Genomic DNA, 15,098 nt, shown 5'->3' on the forward strand with positions numbered 1-15,098 from the left:
GACGCCAAGCGGAGCATCCTGTACGTTGCGCTTTCCAGCCTTACTTCAGAGGTGTGTAATCGCACCGCGTTCTCAGTTCTTATTGAGCGCATCGAGCGAATGGTAATAAATTCGAATACAAGAGTTCCGGCTGTGACCGGAGGCTTAGGCCTGATCCAATGTCTTCAAATCCATTTTCCTCCGCGCGGGTGCGAATTGCTTTCCTGTTCCTGTTTGTGCTGCTTGGAGTGGCCAGTTATTTCGCGACCGATCTGAGCAAGTTTCAGGAACGCATTTCGACCCAGGAAGACCATGAGATATTGCAGGGGATCACCAACCCAGGCCAGTTGGCCGACGCCCTCAGGCGGCATCCTTCGAACAGTATCCTGCGGTTGATGGCGAAGGCGACCAAGGCAGCCGACGACGCGCGAAGCGCGATCGACAGGCTGTCGGCGCAGATTGAGCCGGCGGGACTTTCAAAGGAGATCGACTTCAGTTCAACCAGCCGCAACAGTCTCGACGCCTTCCGCGGCGATCTAAGAACGGCGGAAGCAAACGCGGCGACCTTCCTTCCGCGCTATGCCGCGATCTTCAAGGCCGAGCACGACCAGGTCGAAAGCGCGGCGCGTTCGCTTCATGTGCCGAAGGATATCGCCGGCCCGGCTTTGGATGGCCTCGCACAGCGGCAGGCAAAGGCCCTCAAGGCCGTTTCAGCCATATTGGCGGCACGCGCCGATTATTATCGCGCCTACGAGAAATACCTGGCGATGCTGTCGAGCGAATTTGGTTCCTTCAAGGTGGTCAGCGGACAATTCATCTTTCCGCTTCAACGGACCGTCGAGCGCTACAACGCGGCGTCCGAGGTGATGACGGCAGCCGCCAGGCGCGTCACCGGCCTGGAAGCAGACATGAAGAAGCAAAATCAGCCGCTTCCGGAAGAATGGATGCAATTGACTGGCGCGAAATAGCCGGTGACGGTAGCCGCCAAATGCCAACCGAGTCAGGAATACCATGCAAAGAAGTCGCGACCGCATTCTCACCACCCACACCGGCAGCCTGCCCCGTCCGCCCGCGCTGACAAAGCTTTATGCGATGCGCTCGCGCGGAGAGGCGGTCGATTCCGCAGAAGTCGATCGGGCCGGCCATGCGGCGTTGCAGGAGATCGTTCCAAAGCAGATCGAAGCCGGAATCGACATCGGCAATAACGGCGAGCAACAGCGCGAAGGTTTTTTCCTCCATGTCCGTCACCGGATGACCGGTTTTGGCGGATCGTGGAAGCGCTGGCCGCGCGCTGACGTCGAAAACTATCCGGCCTTCAAGCGATCGATGGAACTTCAGAACGCAAGCAAGGACATGGTCAGCAACTTCGCGCCGCCGAAAGTGATCGGCGACATCAGTTACGTCGGCGCCGCCGAGGCGACGCGCGAATGCACCGATTTCCGCGAGGTACTGGAGGGGCGCAGACACGCCGGCAAAAGCAGCTTTGTCGAAGCGTTCTTGACCGCGCCCTCCCCCGGCATCGTGGTGACGGCGATCCGCAACGAACACTACGACACTGAAGACGCGTATCTTGCCGCGGTCGGCCGCGCGCTTCAGGTGGAATATGAGGCGATCGCCGCGCAAGGTTTTCTGCTTCAGCTCGACTGTCCCGATCTTGCGCTCGAACACCACATCTCGTTTCAGGACCGGCCGCTCAAGGATTTTCTCGGCTTCGTCGAGCGCGTGGTGGCAACGATCAACGAGGCACTGCGCAACATTCCGCGCGAGAAGGTGCGCATGCATGTATGCTGGGGAAACTACGAGGGGCCACACGATCGCGACGTCGCGCTCGAAGCCATCTTACCGCTGATCGCCCGCATGAATGTCGGCGCGCTGGTGCTGCCGTTTGCCAATCCCCGCCACGCCCACGAAGTACGCTGCCTCGAAGGACGGGCGATTGCCGACGACCAGATCGTGGTCGCCGGTGTCATCGATTCGACGACGAACTTTGTCGAACATCCCGAAGTGGTGGCCGAACGGCTCGAACGCGTTGCCCGAACGCTTGGCGATCCAACCCGTGTCATGGCCGGAACGGATTGCGGGTTTGATACCTCTGCCGGCGCGGGCCGTGTCGCCGAAGATGTCGTGTGGGCCAAACTGGCCGCGCTCAGCGAGGGCGCCCGAATTGCATCGGCGCGACTGTTCTGAACAGCCGCGCCGGCAAATCTCTGGTCTATCCGTCGATTTTCGGCGCGCTAACTGTCCGCGACATTTCGGAGCACGATCTCCGACAGTCTCACGACAAGCTTTCTCAGCCGCGCATTTTCTTCAAGCAGCGATACGATGTCATCGCCGGAATAGTCGTCGTCGGTAAAATCGTCAGGTTCAAATGAAGGTCCATCAAGCTCTTTTAGTGCATTGTGTAACGGTTGTGCGGGTACCATGGCCAACTCCCCAATAACTTTTAGCCGAACGTGTTCCCCCAGTTCTCCACCTGCAGCGAAGGTGATGCGAGTCGAGGGCGGATTTGAGACGAAAATGGGAATCTGTTGCGACGCACAGTGCCGGCGCCGCTATAACGCGGGCGACGAAACGCCAGCGGCCCGGATTGCACCGCATTTGCGCCGCGCCGTGGACCGATTGTTTTACAAATGATGAATAAAGCCGGTCTTTTATCCGGCGATGTGCCCTTCAACCGCGTAGAACACGCACAAAGCAAGGCTCGCCCAGACCGCCGCGCTGAAATAAAGCGACATCCAGACAATTTCCCCTTTCCACTCGGAAAGATCGTGCGTGACGACCCAACGCGTGCTCACGTCGCGAAGTCCTTCCAGCGGCTGCAAGCCCCGGTTGCCGCCAGCGACGTCTGCCCGCCAGCGCTTCAGATACATCGGCACGTCGACCGTCATCAGGAAGGCCAGGTAAACCGCAATTCCGACCGCCGCGAGCGCTAGCGCCACGCGAACCGCGCCATCGAACTCCGGCAACAACCGGCAAAGTCCGATGCCTGCAATGAAAAAGGCTACCGCCCAGATCGAATTCTCGATGGCATTGTAGAAATAATTGGCGGTGACGACTGCGTACCAGGAGAAGCATTCGGCCATCACGATCAGCGGCACGATCACCCAGGCGGCGGTCACCGCGGTGTCCGCACCCGACATCGTCCCCAACTGCAGCAGGATCATCGTCCACTGCGCGGCGAAACAAACCTCCGCAACGGTCGCCACCGAACGGCCGACAGCGACGCTCGACAGCCAGGTATCGAACAAGCAAATCCGCTGCACGTCGGCGCGCGGCAACAACGAGCGGAACGCGCAGCCGAATACATAGGCCGCACTGAGCAGGAGCATGATGTCCATGCCCGGCGCACGGCCCGAGGTGCCGGCGTCGTGAAGTTGTCGATACATCATAACCCACGCGACGATATTGACGCCGCTGACCAGCGTCAGCATGGCCCACCACCAGGACACCGGATTGGTCCAGGCGAGAGAATTTGACCGCGCTTGAAATTCCGACCGCATCGACAGCTCCGTGTAACCGAACCGACATCCATTCTTATTAATTCTGTCATAAAATATGGCGACTCACGACAGGAGATTTGTGACAGCCCGCCCTCCTCCCGTGCCGCGGCCGCAGGGCACCAATGCCGGCTCAGTGCCGCGAAGACCGGTCGCCACGACCGGCAATTGGTGTAAGAAGTCACCAGTATTCCGACATTCGCATCCCTTCGCGGCAGCCACATTTGCGAATGTTGGAATCGAAGGACCACTGGCAAACTTAAATTTCTAGCGGAGTTTGGGATTTGACATGCGCTTTCATGCTTGCGGCTCGACGGGAGCAAATGTCAAATCCACTCCACTAGGCGGACACCCAGTCATAAAATGAAGTCCGCAAATGGCGGTCGGTCTGGCGCCGACCCTTTCGGGAGGGGCTATGTGTGAAACTTGCAGGCGTGATTTCATTCGCGGCGCGGCCGCGCTCGGCACAGCGGGGCTGTTTTCATCTTCCGTGACGGCGCAGACGCCGCGGAGCGATACGGGCACGCCGAAGCTGCCTGGGCGCGGCGAATTCACCATCGCCAACGCGTATGTGATGACGATGGAACGCGACTTCGGCGACTTCGTCGGCGGCTCGGTGCATGTGAGAGACGGCGAGATTGTCGCCGTCGGCCACGGTGTAAGTGGCGGCGAGACGATCGACGGCACCGGCATGATCGTGATGCCCGGCCTCGTCGAGACCCATTGGCACATGTGGAACACGATTTTCCGCAGCTTTGCCGGCGACCGGCCGGAGGACGGCTACTTTCCGACCGTTGCCCGCTTCGGCCAGCAAATGACCCCGGATGACATTTTCCAGAGCACGCGGTTGTCGGCAGCCGAGGCCATCAACTCGGGAATGACCTCCGTCCACTCCTGGTGTCACAATGTGCGAAGCACGGCGCATGCGGAGGCCGATATCCGCGCGCTCGCTGCCGCCGGCATCCGTGCCCGCCACTCCTGCGGCTGGCCGCAAGGTCTGCCCGATACGCAATCAGCCGATCAGACGCCGATTGAGACTCTCGCCAAAAACTGGAGCAGCTATTCCAACGAAGGGCTGTTGACGCTCGGCATGGCCTGGCGCGGGCAATTTCGTGCCGGCCCGATCAAGCCGGAGGTTTATCAGCCCGAGTTCGACAACGCCCGCAAGCTCGGCCTGCCGATCACGGTACACGTGGCCTCGGCGGCGCATCGCGCGGTGGGCCAGGTCGAACTCCTCCACAAGTCAAAGCTCATGGGCAAGGACGTTCAGCTCATCCATGCGCTGGCGGTGACGCCGGAAGAACTCCACATGATCGAGGAATCGGGTGCCTCGATTTCGACCTCGCCCGGCTCTGAACTCCGCATCGGCTACGGCTTTCCGATGATATCGGAAATATTGGCGACGCGCATTCCGATCGGAATCTCGATTGACACTTCGGCCCTCACCGGAAGTTCCAACATGTTCGGCGTCTTGAAGCTGACGCGCGATTGCGAAAATGCGCGAGCCGAAAGCGAATTCAAGATGACGGCGCAGAGAGCGCTCGAACTCGGCACCATCGAGGGCGCGCGCGCGATGGGAATCGAAGACAAGGTCGGTTCGCTCAAGCCCGGCAAGCGAGCCGACCTGATCATGATAAGTCCCAATGCGCTCAACATGGCCGTCGTCACTGATCCGGCGCATCTCGTGCTGGAAGCCACGACGCCGGAAAACGTCGACACCGTGGTGATCGACGGCCGCATCCTCAAGCGCGGCGGCAAGCTCACCGCCCTCGATACCACCGAAGTCATCGCTGGAGCGCGGACCGCGCTCGCAGGCATTCGCGAGCGCACCAAATGGCGGTGACCGGCGCGAGCGCTTAGACCGCGCCCGCTTTCTGCGCGTAATCCCAGGACGCCTTGGAGAGCGGCACCGTGCGCGCCGCCGATTCCATGGCCTTGGCACTTGCCGCAGTGCCGTCGCGAATGCGCCCCGCGATGCCTTGCGTAATGCAGGCGAGCCGAAACAGGTTGTAGGAAAAATACCAGTTCAGATCGGGCACGGCGCTTCCGGTGACATCGCAATAGATCTTCGCGGCTTCATCTAGCGTCGGAATATTGAGAGCCTTGAGGTCGGCATTGGCGAGACCCGGCATGGTCCATTGCATCAGGAGATAGGTGAAATCCGCCATGGGATCGCCGAGCGTGGAGAGCTCCCAATCCAGCACCGCAATCACCCGCGGCTCGCTCGGGTGAAAGATCATGTTGTCGAGGCGATAGTCGCCGTGCACGATCGAAACCCGTTCCTGGTTCGGCACGGTGCGCGGCAGCCATTCGATCAGCTTTTCGACCTCTTCGATGTGTTTGGTCTCGGACGCGCGGTATTGCTTGGTCCAGCGATCGACCTGACGCGCGAAATAATTACCCGGCTTGCCGAACTCGCCAAGGCCGATCGCCTGCGGATCGTAGGTATGGAGTTTCGCGAGCGTCTCGATCTTGTCCTTGAAGATCTCATGCCGCGCCGCAGGCGTCTGGCTCGGCAGCGTCGGATCCCAGAATACGCGCCCCTCTTCCATCGACATGATGTAGAAGGCAGCACCGATCACGGTGTCATCCGTGCAGAGCGCATAAGCTTTGGCGACCGGAAAACCCTGCTTGCCTAGCGCCGAGATGACACGGTATTCGCGATCGACCGCATGCGCCGACGGCAACAGTTTCCCGAACGGCTTGCGACGCATCACATAGGAACGCGTGGGGGTATCGAGCCGGTAGGTCGGGTTCGACTGGCCGCCTTTGAATTGCAAGACAGTCAAGGGCCCGCGATAGCCCTCGACATGCTGCTGCATCCAGGCATCAAGGCTGATCTCGTCGATCCGGTGCCGCTCCTCGACCGGCTTGGTACCGGAAAATTCCTCGTCGTTCCTGACACCTTCGGCCACGGTGCGTTTCCCCCGGGGGCGCGCCCCGAGGGACGCTCGTTAAGAGTTCGGAGCGTTGGCATACTTCCGAAGTTCAAGCCTTGCAATGGCGCGATTATGCACCTCGTCCGGACCGTCAGCCAGCCGCATGGTGCGCATCGACGCATAATCCCGCGCCAGGCCCGCGTCGTCGGAAACACCGGCCGCGCCATAGGCCTGAATGGCCTGATCGATGATCTTCAGCGCCATATTGGGCGCCGCCACCTTGATCATGGCGATTTCGAGCTGGGCGGTCTTGTTGCCGACCTTGTCCATCATATCGGCGGCCTTCAGGCACAACAGACGGTTCATCTCGATATCGGTGCGGGCTTCCGCGATCCGCTGTTCCCAGATCGAGAACTCGATGATCTTCTTGCCGAAGGCGGTGCGCGACGACAGCCGCTTCACCATCTTCTCCAGCGCTTCCTCGGCCTTGCCGATGGTGCGCATGCAGTGGTGAATACGGCCGGGACCGAGGCGGCCTTGGGCGATCTCAAATCCCCTGCCCTCGCCGAGCAGGATATTGCTGGCTGGAACGCGTACATTCTCAAGCAGCACCTGGGCGTGGCCGTGCGGCGCGTCGTCGAAGCCGAACACCGGCAGTAATTTCTCGACGGTGATGCCGGGCGTGTCGAGCGGAACCAGAATTTGCGACTGCTGCTGGTGGCGCGGCGCCTTCGGATCGGTCTTACCCATCAGGATCGCGATCTTGCAGCGCGGATCGCCGACGCCCGATGACCACCACTTGCGGCCGTTGATGACGTAATGATCGCCGTCGCGCTCGATGCGGGTCTCGATATTGGTTGCGTCCGAGGAAGCCACGGCCGGCTCCGTCATCAGGAAGGCGGAGCGGATTTCGCCATCCATCAGCGGACGCAGCCACTTCCGCTTCTGCTCCTTGGTGCCGTAACGGATGAAGACTTCCATGTTGCCGGTGTCGGGCGCCGAACAATTGAAGACTTCGGATGCCCAGCCGATATGGCCCATTTCCTCCGCCAGCGGCGCATATTCCAGATTGCTCAATCCCGCGCCGTGGAATTCCTCGTCCTCGTGCGAAGACGGCGGCATGAACATGTTCCAAAGCCCTTCGGCCTTCGCCTTCTTCTTCAATTCCTCCACGACCGGAATCACTTTCCAGCGCGCGCCTTCCTCGTCCTGCTTCCGGTAGGTCGGCACGGCCGGGCGGACGTGGTTCTTGATGAATGACTGCACCCGGTTGAGCCATTCCTTCTGCCGGTCGGACATCGTGAAATCCATGGGACGCTCCTCGCTTAAGGGTTTTTGCGAATTGATTGGCTGCACTGTCTCCCCGCTGCCGGCTCGCCGCAACACCATTCGTCGCGCTGGAGCGGCAGAGTGTCATACGCATTGACATTTCAGCCTTCAAACCATAGTTTCATACAACTGTTTGAATTGCAACACCTCCTTCGGACCATGAAATGCCGTCAGACCGGACCCGTGCATTGATCCTCGACGCTGCCGAACGGCTTTATGCCGAACGCGGCTTCGCCGACGTCACGCTGCGCGACATTGTGGCTACGGCCGGCGTCAATCTTGCGGCGGTGAACTACCATTTCGGCTCCAAGGACGAGTTGATCGCCGAACTGTTCGCGACCCGCGGCATTGCCACCAACCGCGAAAGGCTCGCCGAATTGAAGGCGGCGGAAATGGCCGGTGGTGGCCGTGCGGAGGTCAAAGCGATCTTGCGCGCACTGATTGGCCCGACCTTGCGTGGCTGCCTGGGACCGGAGGACGAGCGATCGACGGCGGCGCGCTTCATGATCCGCGCCTCGATCGAATCAGTGCCGCCGATCCGCCGCATCAAGAACCGAGAAGTCGATCACCTGCGAAAATTCGCCGGGGCCATTCAGCGCTCACTGCCCGACTGTGATGAAGCCGATCTTTACTGGGGTCTGCATTTCGCGCTCGCCATGGCGCACCAGACCACCCGCGACGCCGAGCGTCTGACGAAGCTTTCCGAAGGCCAATGCGACGTCAACGACGTCGAGGCCGTGATTGACCGCATCGTCGAGGCTGCGGCCATGACGCTGACGGCGCGCCCGATCGCAAGCCGGACACCGGCACGCAATCCCGAGGCTGCCGGGTTGAAGCGCGCGGCGGTGAGATTAAAAGGCTGAACTTATGGCTCGCGCCGGCAGCTTGCTGCCGGCAAGCACCGAATCTTTCTACGCAAAGCCGAGCATTACCCGCGCCTCGCTCGGTGTGGCGATCGCAGCGCCCAGGTTTTTGAGAATTTCGGCCGCATGCGCCACGAGTTCGGCGTTGCTTTTGGCCAGCACGCCCTTGGACAGATAGAGGTTGTCCTCCATCCCGACGCGCACATGGCCGCCGAGCAACCAGGATTGAGCCACCATCGGGAATTCGGAACGGCCAATGCCGAAGCCGGCCCAGATCGCACCTTCCGGCAACAAGTTGCGCGCATAGAGCATGGTTTCCGTCGACGGGTCGAAACCGTATTTGACGCCGAGCACGAGCGTGCACAGCGGCGGCCCTTTCAAGGTCCCGTCCGCGATCAGGTCGCGCGCCAGATGGATGTCGCCGGAGTCGAACAGTTCCAACTCCGGTAACGCGCCGGCCGCCCGCATCCGCGCCGCCATCTTGCGCACGTTGGGCGGCGTGTTGATCACGACTTGCCCGCCTGAGTTCATGGTGTTGAGATCGAGGGTGCAAATTTCGGGCTTGAGGATTTCGACGTGCTCGACGCGCTTTTCCGGCGCCATCAAGGTCGTGCCTGGACCGGCGACCTTCGGATCTTCCTCGGAAGGAACGAACCGGCCGCCCGGTCCCGTCGTCAGATTGATGATCAACTTGGGATTTTTAGCCCGGATGCGTTCCATCACGTCCCGGTAAAGATCGATCGACATCGAGGGACGGCCGGTTTCGGGATCGCGCACATGAATGTGGGCGATGGAAGCGCCCGCTTCGGCCGCTTCCAACGCACTATCGGCGATCTGCTGCGGCGTAATCGGCAGATGGGGCGACTGGTCCGGCCGCGTAATATTGCCCGTGATCGCGCAGGTGATGACGACTTTGGAATGGGGCTGATACGCCATGGCGCGGTGCCTTTATCGGCTTGATTGAGGTGGATGATTGCATAGCGCACGCAGGCTGCAGGCGCGAGCCACGCCACTGGCATGGCCTCATGCTTTCTTTTTGGCCGCCTTGCCCTTGGCTGCCATTTTCGCCTCAGCCGCCTTTATCTCCTCAAGGGCATTCCTCATCGCCCGCGCGTAGCTATCGGCCGTATTCTCGGCGGTGATCTGCAACCGACGCGCTGCCGCGTTGGCGAGCAGCATCATGTCCCTGGCGGTTTGTTTGAGGCGCGCTTTGCTCTCTTTGGTCTTGGCCTTGGCGGCCGAACCCGTCAGCCGGGCGTAACGTTTCTTGGCCTCAGCCATCAGCGCCTTGTGCTGCTGCTTTGCCATCGAGCGAATGACAACATCGAGATCCGCTTCGGCCATTCCTTGATTCCTGAAAATGTGAGGTGATCGCTTCGCGGGCGAGCGCCCGCGCCCGTTTCAACCATATCGCATTTTCAGAAGCCAGTACCATTTCAACGATCCAGCCCAATATAGGCCGTCGGCTTTTCAGGAAAGCACCGATGCGGAAGCCACCACCACATTCGATCGCAGACGCATCAGCAGATAGAACGCGGCCACATGCGTGATCAGCAGCAACGGTACATAAATAATCGGGATGGCATAGAACGCGCCCAGCTCTCCGGCCTGGGCCGGAACATTGGCCCGGATGGCATGGTAATAAGCGTCGATAAGGTCGGCGATCCCGACCAGGTTGAAGGCGACGACGGACGCAAGAAAGAGCGGACGTATCCTGACTGTGAGAAGTGCCAAGATGGCGAGTATTGCGGTCGCGAAGTCGCCATAGGCCGCCACGGTGGCGAAATCGGCCGGCAAATTCGGACCGACGACGCCGGGAAGCAGGAGAACGAGTCCAAAGAAGCGGAAGCTGTGCAGAGTCGCGATCGCGCGTAGCGCTTCGACACGCTCCATCGACCGCAACCACGGCCAAATGTATGCGGTGAAGCAAAGCAGCCACGCGACATATCCCAGAATCAGATGAATACGAAAAATCGTTTCTGCGGACATTTTTTATCTCCTGTCACAGCTTGACCGAGGGCTCGAGATCGTACTGAGAGCGCCGATTTGCAGAAGGAATGTAAGGCGGCTTCTCCCGAGCAACTATTCGCGATAATGTAGACAGTCCATGAAGCAAAACTTCACAATGCGGCAGCGCGCGCTCGACGGCGTTGAAGCTTTTCTGAGCGTCGCCAAGCACCGGAACTTTCGCCGGGCAGCCGCCGAATTGGGCGTGACGCCGTCCGCGATCGGTCAGGCGGTTCGCACGCTTGAAGCTCGAGTCGGCGCGGCCCTTTTCACACGCACCACGCGCAGCGTGGGCCTGACTGAAGCCGGCGAGAGGTTTCTGGCGCGCGCCAAACCCGCCTTCGAGGAGTTGGTTGCCGCAAGCGAAACCGCGCGCGAACTTGGGCAGCGGCCGGTGGGCCTTTTGCGCCTTTCGGTGCCGCCCTCCGTGGTCCCGATCCTGCTGGAACCCGTGATTGCATCCTTTTGCGAGTCCCATCCGGAGGTCGAAGTAGAGATTGTGGCCAGCGGGGACACGGTCGACCTCGCCGCCGATGGGTTCGACGCCGGCGTCCGTATGGGCCAATTCATCGCGAATGACATGATCGCGGTCCGGCTGAGCCGGCCTTTTCGTTTCATCGTCGTCGGAAGTCCCGCCTACATCTGCCGCCGGGGCCGCCCTCTCCGCCCGGACGATCTGCGCCAACATGCCTGCCTCAGGCTGCGGAGATCCAACGGCGCACTCGCGCTATGGTCCCTCAACGACAACGGCAGCCCGCTCGAGATCGCCGTAGCGGGCCCTCTCATCGCCAACGATTTTTCTACGATGCTCGGTGCCGCGCTTGAGGGAGTTGGACTTGCGCAGATGCCGGAGCCGATCACCGTCGCATCGGTAAAATCAGGAAAACTCGTGCAAGTGCTGCAGAAGTTCGCACCGACGGTACCGGGTGTCTTCCTGTACTATCCGAGCCAGCGGCACATGCTGCCGAAATTGCGAGCCTTCATCGATCACATCAAAAATCGTCCGCGGCCGAAAGGCAGGACGAAGGCTCGCTGACGAACCAGATCGTCGATTCCGCTCGCGCGATCAGCAGATCGGCACCTCTCGAAGGATATTGTTCGATGCCGCGGTGACCGGGATTCAAATGACGGCGCATGTAGCTCGACCACATAGAAAACCCCGCTCCATCAATTCGATGAAGCGGGGTCTTGTCTCTCAGAATACCGCGTCCGCCGCCTAGAACGAGGCGTAAGCGTTACGGAAGGCGATGGCGCCGGCTAGCGACCGCGGCCGGGTTCGCACCGCATGACCGTCGTTTCCGCTCTCGACGATCCATTGCCCGCTCTCCTGACCGACTATCTTCCCGACGTGATGGCGCCAGACGACAATCGTGCCCACGGAGGGACCACCGGCGTTGCTGCCGTAGTGCGCCCAGGATCGCGCGAGGTTGTATTGGGGACCGGGGTCCGCGCCGACCTGGCTACGCATGTACCATCCGCACCAGGCTGCAGGCCGTCCCCCGGAAGGCGAGCGTCGGTAGCTTGAATGCTCGTAACTTGAACGCGCATAACCTGAGTGCTTGTAGTTTGAGTGCTCGTAACCTGAGTGCTCGTAGCTCGAGACCCCAAATCCGAAAGTATCGTTCGAGTACGCGTCCCCCTGCGCGGAATGCCGGTAATGATGGCTGGCATAGTGCCTATAATGGTGGCCGGCATAGTGTCTATAATGCCGATGATGAGTTCGCGCCTCCGCGCTCGTTGCAAATGCGAATAACAATGCACTCGCGACAACCACTCTACGCATACTGTCTTCCTTCGTGTTGTTTAGGGGATAAGGATCGCCATGCGATCGAAGGCCGCGTGATCGGGGTGATGATCACTTCGCCGCGGCCTCAACAATGGGACCCGCGGCACATCTGGACCGACTGCCTTAGAAGGATGGGACGTGGCCAGAATGTGGCAAAGGAATGCAGCAATAGCGATGAGGTATGCTCTGACGCATGGAACATCTCGGCGCGTCGAAAAACCTCTAAAAACGGCTAGAAATCAGCCATTTCACGATGGGATCGCGCTCGTCATATTGACGCTGTTTCCCGCTATTCCACCGACGTTAATGATGTCGAAATGGCCCATCTTGATTTCGGGGAGGACTCCTGCCTCCTCGCAGGCATCGAGGGCATTGTCGACAGCCTCTCTGACGGCTGTCACTAGGGCCTTGGCGGGCGTATCGAAGCCAAGTAAATGGCGCGGTTCTTGAGAAAAAATTCCGAGACCGAAATCTCGCGCTGCCGGCGCGCCACCTCGACAGCCGTAGCGGGTGCTGGTCTTGCCGTAGACACCATTTTATCCCACACAGACTAGGAGCACGATACCTGCACGTTATCGAACGCGCCCAGGAGCATATTGACCTGTCCGTTACCCCATAGAGGCAGCAGTGCTCTGGAAAAGCGATAACCAGAAAGATCGGTGAGGTGAAACAGGGTCGGTTCGGCTGCTTCGATCGTGGCGCTGCTCTGAGCGCGCAAGTAGCTGAAGTTGCTGTTCGCTGGAATCTCGTCCACAAAACGTCCCAGCGCAGCCTCACGCCGCAGACTTTCGCTTAGAAATTCAAAACGATAACGCTCGGGCGACGCAGAAGCGCTCAGCAAAAACGGATTTCCCGGCAGATTGAACAGGGCCGGTACACCGAGATCATCGCTAAACGGCATGCCATTCTCGCCACGTTTCAGACGCTCCCAAAACGAGACTACTGATTGCAGCTTCGCGTCGAGACGATCAGAAAGCGGAAATGGATTGCGGCAGTGCATCATCTTGCTCATCCAACTGGCGGCAAAGTCTTGAAGAAATCTAGATCGTTCTTTTGGTAGGCCCTTGATCTCCATCAAAGAGGGAGCCGCCCGGGTCTACATTGTATTTCGGATCCAAGACACACAGATGGTGGAAATGGCCGGCAAGGGCTTGCAGGGCAATACGCGAGCGGCGGAAGCGCCGAATCCCGGCTTCCTGTGGGGCGTTTCGACGTCCGCCTTTCAGATCGAAGGCGCGACGCAAATCGATGGTCGCGGCGACAGTATCTGGGATACGTATTGCCGGCAGCAGGGTCGGGTCAAGAATGGCGATACAGGCGAGGTCGCCTGTGATCACTATCATCGCTTTGCCGAGGATGTGGCGTTGATGCACCAGCTCGGCGTCGGCGCGTATCGTTTCTCCATCTCGTGGCCACGCGTTCTGCCGAAGGGTAGAGGCAGCGCCAATGAGCTTGGTCTGTCATTTTACGACAGGCTGATCGACGCTCTTCTCTCAGCTGGCATCGAGCCGTGGATCTGCCTCTATCATTGGGACCTGCCGCAGGCGCTCGATGATCTGGGCGGCTGGGAAAACCGAGACGTTGCCGGATGGTTCGCCGACTACGCCGCGCTGATCGGACGGCGTTATGGCGACCGCGTCACGCGATTTGCTACGTTCAACGAACCATGCGTGTTCACGCTGCTCGGATATGGTCTTGGTTCGAACGCGCCGGGCATTGCCGACAAGGCCGCGCTACACCGAGCGATTCATCATGTCAACCTGAGCCACGGCGCAGCCGTTGACGTGTTGCGTTCCTCCGTGCGAGGCGCATTGCTCGGTGCAATCCACAACCGGCAACCGTGCTATGCGATCAGCGAGAGCGCGGACGACGTCAACGCCGCGCTTCGCTTTGCGGAATACTGGAATGATGCCTTTCCCTATCCCCAGCACTTTGGTTATTATACCCCTGCCCTCGCCGAAGCGATCGAGCCTTATCAAGAGCCGGACGACATGGTACAAATCGCGCGTCCCGTCGACTGGTTCGGCCTCAATCACTATTCGCCGCATTACATCAAGGCGGACTCCAACGTGATCGGCGCTACGTTCGGTGCGCCGCCGGGCGATGTACCACGAACCTCGATCGGGTGGCCGATCGTGCCCGGCGCATTTCGCGATACCCTTTTGGACATTGATCGCCGTTTTCGCCTGCCGATCTATGTGCTGGAGAACGGAACTGCTTCCGACGATCAGGTAGATGAAGCAGGCCTGGTAAAGGACACCGGGCGTATTGCCTATTTGCAGGCCTATATCGGCGCGATGAACGAGGCAGTTTCAGCCGGCGCGGATGTGCGCGGCTATTTTGTCTGGTCACTCCTCGACAATTTCGAATGGGCATCGGGTTATTCCCAGCGTTTCGGCATCGTTTACGTCGACTATCTTACCCAGAAGCGCATTCCCAAGGCATCCGCGCGATGGTATTCCGATCAAATCGCTGCCAGCCGGCGACCTTCGGCCCCCGTTAGTAGCGGACATCCGCTGAATGCAATCGCGGCACAAGGATGAGCAGCGGCCACATCTCGAAGGGCGATTGCGTTCTTCTCGGCGACATCGGGGGCACCAACGCGCGCTTTGCGTTGATGAACAATGGTGAAATCGGAGCGATCGATCATCTCAAGGTCGTCGATTTTGCAGGTGTAACGGACGCGATCGCGACATTTCTGGAGCGTCATGCTCCGCGTTGCAAGCCTGATGCCGCCGTCCTCGGCGTGGCGGGACCG

At 60.0% G+C, this 15,098-nt stretch carries 16 protein-coding genes; 7 read left to right on the forward strand and 9 right to left on the reverse strand.

What is annotated here, in order from left to right:
- The first annotated feature begins 158 nt into the window (after positions 1 to 158).
- Together WB528_RS09110 and WB528_RS09115 are read left to right on the forward strand one after the other, a co-directional pair.
- The gene (locus tag WB528_RS09110; RefSeq protein WP_423888089.1) at positions 159 to 947 is read left to right on the forward strand and encodes a hypothetical protein; all 789 of its coding nucleotides are present in this window, start codon (positions 159 to 161) and stop codon (positions 945 to 947) included.
- Positions 948 to 990: 43 nt separating this feature from the next.
- The gene (locus tag WB528_RS09115; protein WP_423888090.1) at positions 991 to 2,166 is read left to right on the forward strand and encodes a cobalamin-independent methionine synthase II family protein; all 1,176 of its coding nucleotides are present in this window, start codon (positions 991 to 993) and stop codon (positions 2,164 to 2,166) included.
- Positions 2,167 to 2,213: 47 nt separating this feature from the next.
- On the opposite strand, the gene WB528_RS09120 is transcribed toward WB528_RS09115, so the two are convergent.
- Entirely contained in the window at positions 2,214 to 2,402 is a 189-nt protein-coding gene (locus tag WB528_RS09120) for a hypothetical protein (RefSeq protein ID WP_423888091.1), read from the reverse strand.
- 228 nt (positions 2,403 to 2,630) lie between these two features.
- Positions 2,631 to 3,479, reverse strand: a complete 849-nt coding sequence (locus tag WB528_RS09125) for a hypothetical protein (RefSeq protein WP_423888092.1) — start codon at positions 3,477 to 3,479, stop codon at positions 2,631 to 2,633.
- Positions 3,480 to 3,852: 373 nt separating this feature from the next.
- Between WB528_RS09125 and WB528_RS09130 the strand changes: the two genes are divergently transcribed.
- On the forward strand, positions 3,853 to 5,319 hold the full coding sequence (locus WB528_RS09130) for an amidohydrolase family protein (protein ID WP_423888093.1): 1,467 nt from the start codon (positions 3,853 to 3,855) through the stop codon (positions 5,317 to 5,319).
- A 13-nt stretch (positions 5,320 to 5,332) separates the two neighbouring features.
- On the opposite strand, the gene WB528_RS09135 is transcribed toward WB528_RS09130, so the two are convergent.
- Both WB528_RS09135 and WB528_RS09140 read right to left on the reverse strand, forming a co-directional pair.
- Complete coding sequence (locus WB528_RS09135; protein ID WP_423888094.1) at positions 5,333 to 6,391, reverse strand: phosphotransferase family protein; 1,059 nt, start codon at positions 6,389 to 6,391, stop codon at positions 5,333 to 5,335.
- Between the two features lie 39 nt (positions 6,392 to 6,430).
- Positions 6,431 to 7,666: an acyl-CoA dehydrogenase family protein gene (locus tag WB528_RS09140; protein ID WP_423888095.1), complete on the reverse strand. Its 1,236-nt coding sequence runs from the start codon at positions 7,664 to 7,666 to the stop codon at positions 6,431 to 6,433.
- A 182-nt stretch (positions 7,667 to 7,848) separates the two neighbouring features.
- On the opposite strand from WB528_RS09140, the gene WB528_RS09145 reads away from it, so the two are divergent.
- Positions 7,849 to 8,547 (forward strand): TetR/AcrR family transcriptional regulator, encoded by a 699-nt coding sequence (locus WB528_RS09145; protein WP_423888096.1) that lies wholly within the window; start codon positions 7,849 to 7,851, stop codon positions 8,545 to 8,547.
- A gap of 48 nt (positions 8,548 to 8,595) precedes the next feature.
- Here WB528_RS09145 and WB528_RS09150 read toward each other — a convergent pair whose 3' ends face one another.
- The 3 genes from WB528_RS09150 to WB528_RS09160 all read right to left on the reverse strand — a co-directional run bounded on the left by WB528_RS09150 (position 8,596) and on the right by WB528_RS09160 (position 10,536).
- Positions 8,596 to 9,483: a 3-keto-5-aminohexanoate cleavage protein gene (locus WB528_RS09150; RefSeq protein ID WP_423888097.1), complete on the reverse strand. Its 888-nt coding sequence runs from the start codon at positions 9,481 to 9,483 to the stop codon at positions 8,596 to 8,598.
- Between the two features lie 87 nt (positions 9,484 to 9,570).
- A complete protein-coding gene (locus tag WB528_RS09155) occupies positions 9,571 to 9,891 on the reverse strand; it encodes a hypothetical protein (protein WP_423888098.1) in 321 nt (106 codons plus the stop codon).
- A 126-nt stretch (positions 9,892 to 10,017) separates the two neighbouring features.
- Positions 10,018 to 10,536, reverse strand: a complete 519-nt coding sequence (locus tag WB528_RS09160) for a hypothetical protein (protein ID WP_423888099.1) — start codon at positions 10,534 to 10,536, stop codon at positions 10,018 to 10,020.
- Between the two features lie 118 nt (positions 10,537 to 10,654).
- Between WB528_RS09160 and WB528_RS09165 the strand changes: the two genes are divergently transcribed.
- Positions 10,655 to 11,590, forward strand: coding sequence for a LysR family transcriptional regulator (locus tag WB528_RS09165; RefSeq protein ID WP_423888100.1), 936 nt, complete (start codon positions 10,655 to 10,657; stop codon positions 11,588 to 11,590).
- A gap of 180 nt (positions 11,591 to 11,770) precedes the next feature.
- On the opposite strand, the gene WB528_RS09170 is transcribed toward WB528_RS09165, so the two are convergent.
- Both WB528_RS09170 and WB528_RS09175 read right to left on the reverse strand, forming a co-directional pair.
- Positions 11,771 to 12,022 (reverse strand): hypothetical protein, encoded by a 252-nt coding sequence (locus WB528_RS09170; RefSeq protein ID WP_423888101.1) that lies wholly within the window; start codon positions 12,020 to 12,022, stop codon positions 11,771 to 11,773.
- Positions 12,023 to 12,890: 868 nt separating this feature from the next.
- Positions 12,891 to 13,415 carry a hypothetical protein gene (locus tag WB528_RS09175; RefSeq protein ID WP_423888102.1) on the reverse strand — a complete coding sequence of 175 codons (525 nt, stop codon included), beginning with the start codon at positions 13,413 to 13,415 and terminating at the stop codon, positions 12,891 to 12,893.
- A gap of 61 nt (positions 13,416 to 13,476) precedes the next feature.
- Between WB528_RS09175 and WB528_RS09180 the strand changes: the two genes are divergently transcribed.
- Both WB528_RS09180 and WB528_RS09185 read left to right on the forward strand, forming a co-directional pair.
- Positions 13,477 to 14,883: a GH1 family beta-glucosidase gene (locus WB528_RS09180; RefSeq protein ID WP_423888104.1), complete on the forward strand. Its 1,407-nt coding sequence runs from the start codon at positions 13,477 to 13,479 to the stop codon at positions 14,881 to 14,883.
- Positions 14,880 to 15,098: glucokinase (locus tag WB528_RS09185; RefSeq protein ID WP_423888103.1), on the forward strand; the 219-nt coding region annotated here is incomplete at its 3' end. The genes WB528_RS09180 and WB528_RS09185, both read left to right, overlap by 4 nt.

The sequence above is a fragment of the Bradyrhizobium sp. genome (genome assembly GCF_049586575.1).
Lineage (GTDB): Bacteria > Pseudomonadota > Alphaproteobacteria > Rhizobiales > Xanthobacteraceae > Bradyrhizobium.

What these genes read in the sequence shown, in the direction of transcription:
- WB528_RS09110 (WP_423888089.1), top strand. Translation starts at nt 159, where the DNA reads ATGTCTTCAAATCCATTTTCCTCCGCGCGGGTGCGAATTGCTTTCCTG.
- WB528_RS09115 (WP_423888090.1), top strand. Translation starts at nt 991, where the DNA reads ATGCAAAGAAGTCGCGACCGCATTCTCACCACCCACACCGGCAGCCTG.
- WB528_RS09120 (WP_423888091.1), bottom strand. Translation starts at nt 2,402, where the DNA reads ATGGTACCCGCACAACCGTTACACAATGCACTAAAAGAGCTTGATGGA.
- WB528_RS09125 (WP_423888092.1), bottom strand. Translation starts at nt 3,479, where the DNA reads ATGCGGTCGGAATTTCAAGCGCGGTCAAATTCTCTCGCCTGGACCAAT.
- WB528_RS09130 (WP_423888093.1), top strand. Translation starts at nt 3,853, where the DNA reads ATGGCGGTCGGTCTGGCGCCGACCCTTTCGGGAGGGGCTATGTGTGAA.
- WB528_RS09140 (WP_423888095.1), bottom strand. Translation starts at nt 7,666, where the DNA reads ATGGATTTCACGATGTCCGACCGGCAGAAGGAATGGCTCAACCGGGTG.
- WB528_RS09145 (WP_423888096.1), top strand. Translation starts at nt 7,849, where the DNA reads ATGCCGTCAGACCGGACCCGTGCATTGATCCTCGACGCTGCCGAACGG.
- WB528_RS09150 (WP_423888097.1), bottom strand. Translation starts at nt 9,483, where the DNA reads ATGGCGTATCAGCCCCATTCCAAAGTCGTCATCACCTGCGCGATCACG.
- WB528_RS09155 (WP_423888098.1), bottom strand. Translation starts at nt 9,891, where the DNA reads ATGGCCGAAGCGGATCTCGATGTTGTCATTCGCTCGATGGCAAAGCAG.
- WB528_RS09160 (WP_423888099.1), bottom strand. Translation starts at nt 10,536, where the DNA reads ATGTCCGCAGAAACGATTTTTCGTATTCATCTGATTCTGGGATATGTC.
- WB528_RS09165 (WP_423888100.1), top strand. Translation starts at nt 10,655, where the DNA reads ATGAAGCAAAACTTCACAATGCGGCAGCGCGCGCTCGACGGCGTTGAA.
- WB528_RS09170 (WP_423888101.1), bottom strand. Translation starts at nt 12,022, where the DNA reads ATGCGTAGCCAGGTCGGCGCGGACCCCGGTCCCCAATACAACCTCGCG.
- WB528_RS09175 (WP_423888102.1), bottom strand. Translation starts at nt 13,415, where the DNA reads ATGGAGATCAAGGGCCTACCAAAAGAACGATCTAGATTTCTTCAAGAC.
- WB528_RS09180 (WP_423888104.1), top strand. Translation starts at nt 13,477, where the DNA reads ATGGCCGGCAAGGGCTTGCAGGGCAATACGCGAGCGGCGGAAGCGCCG.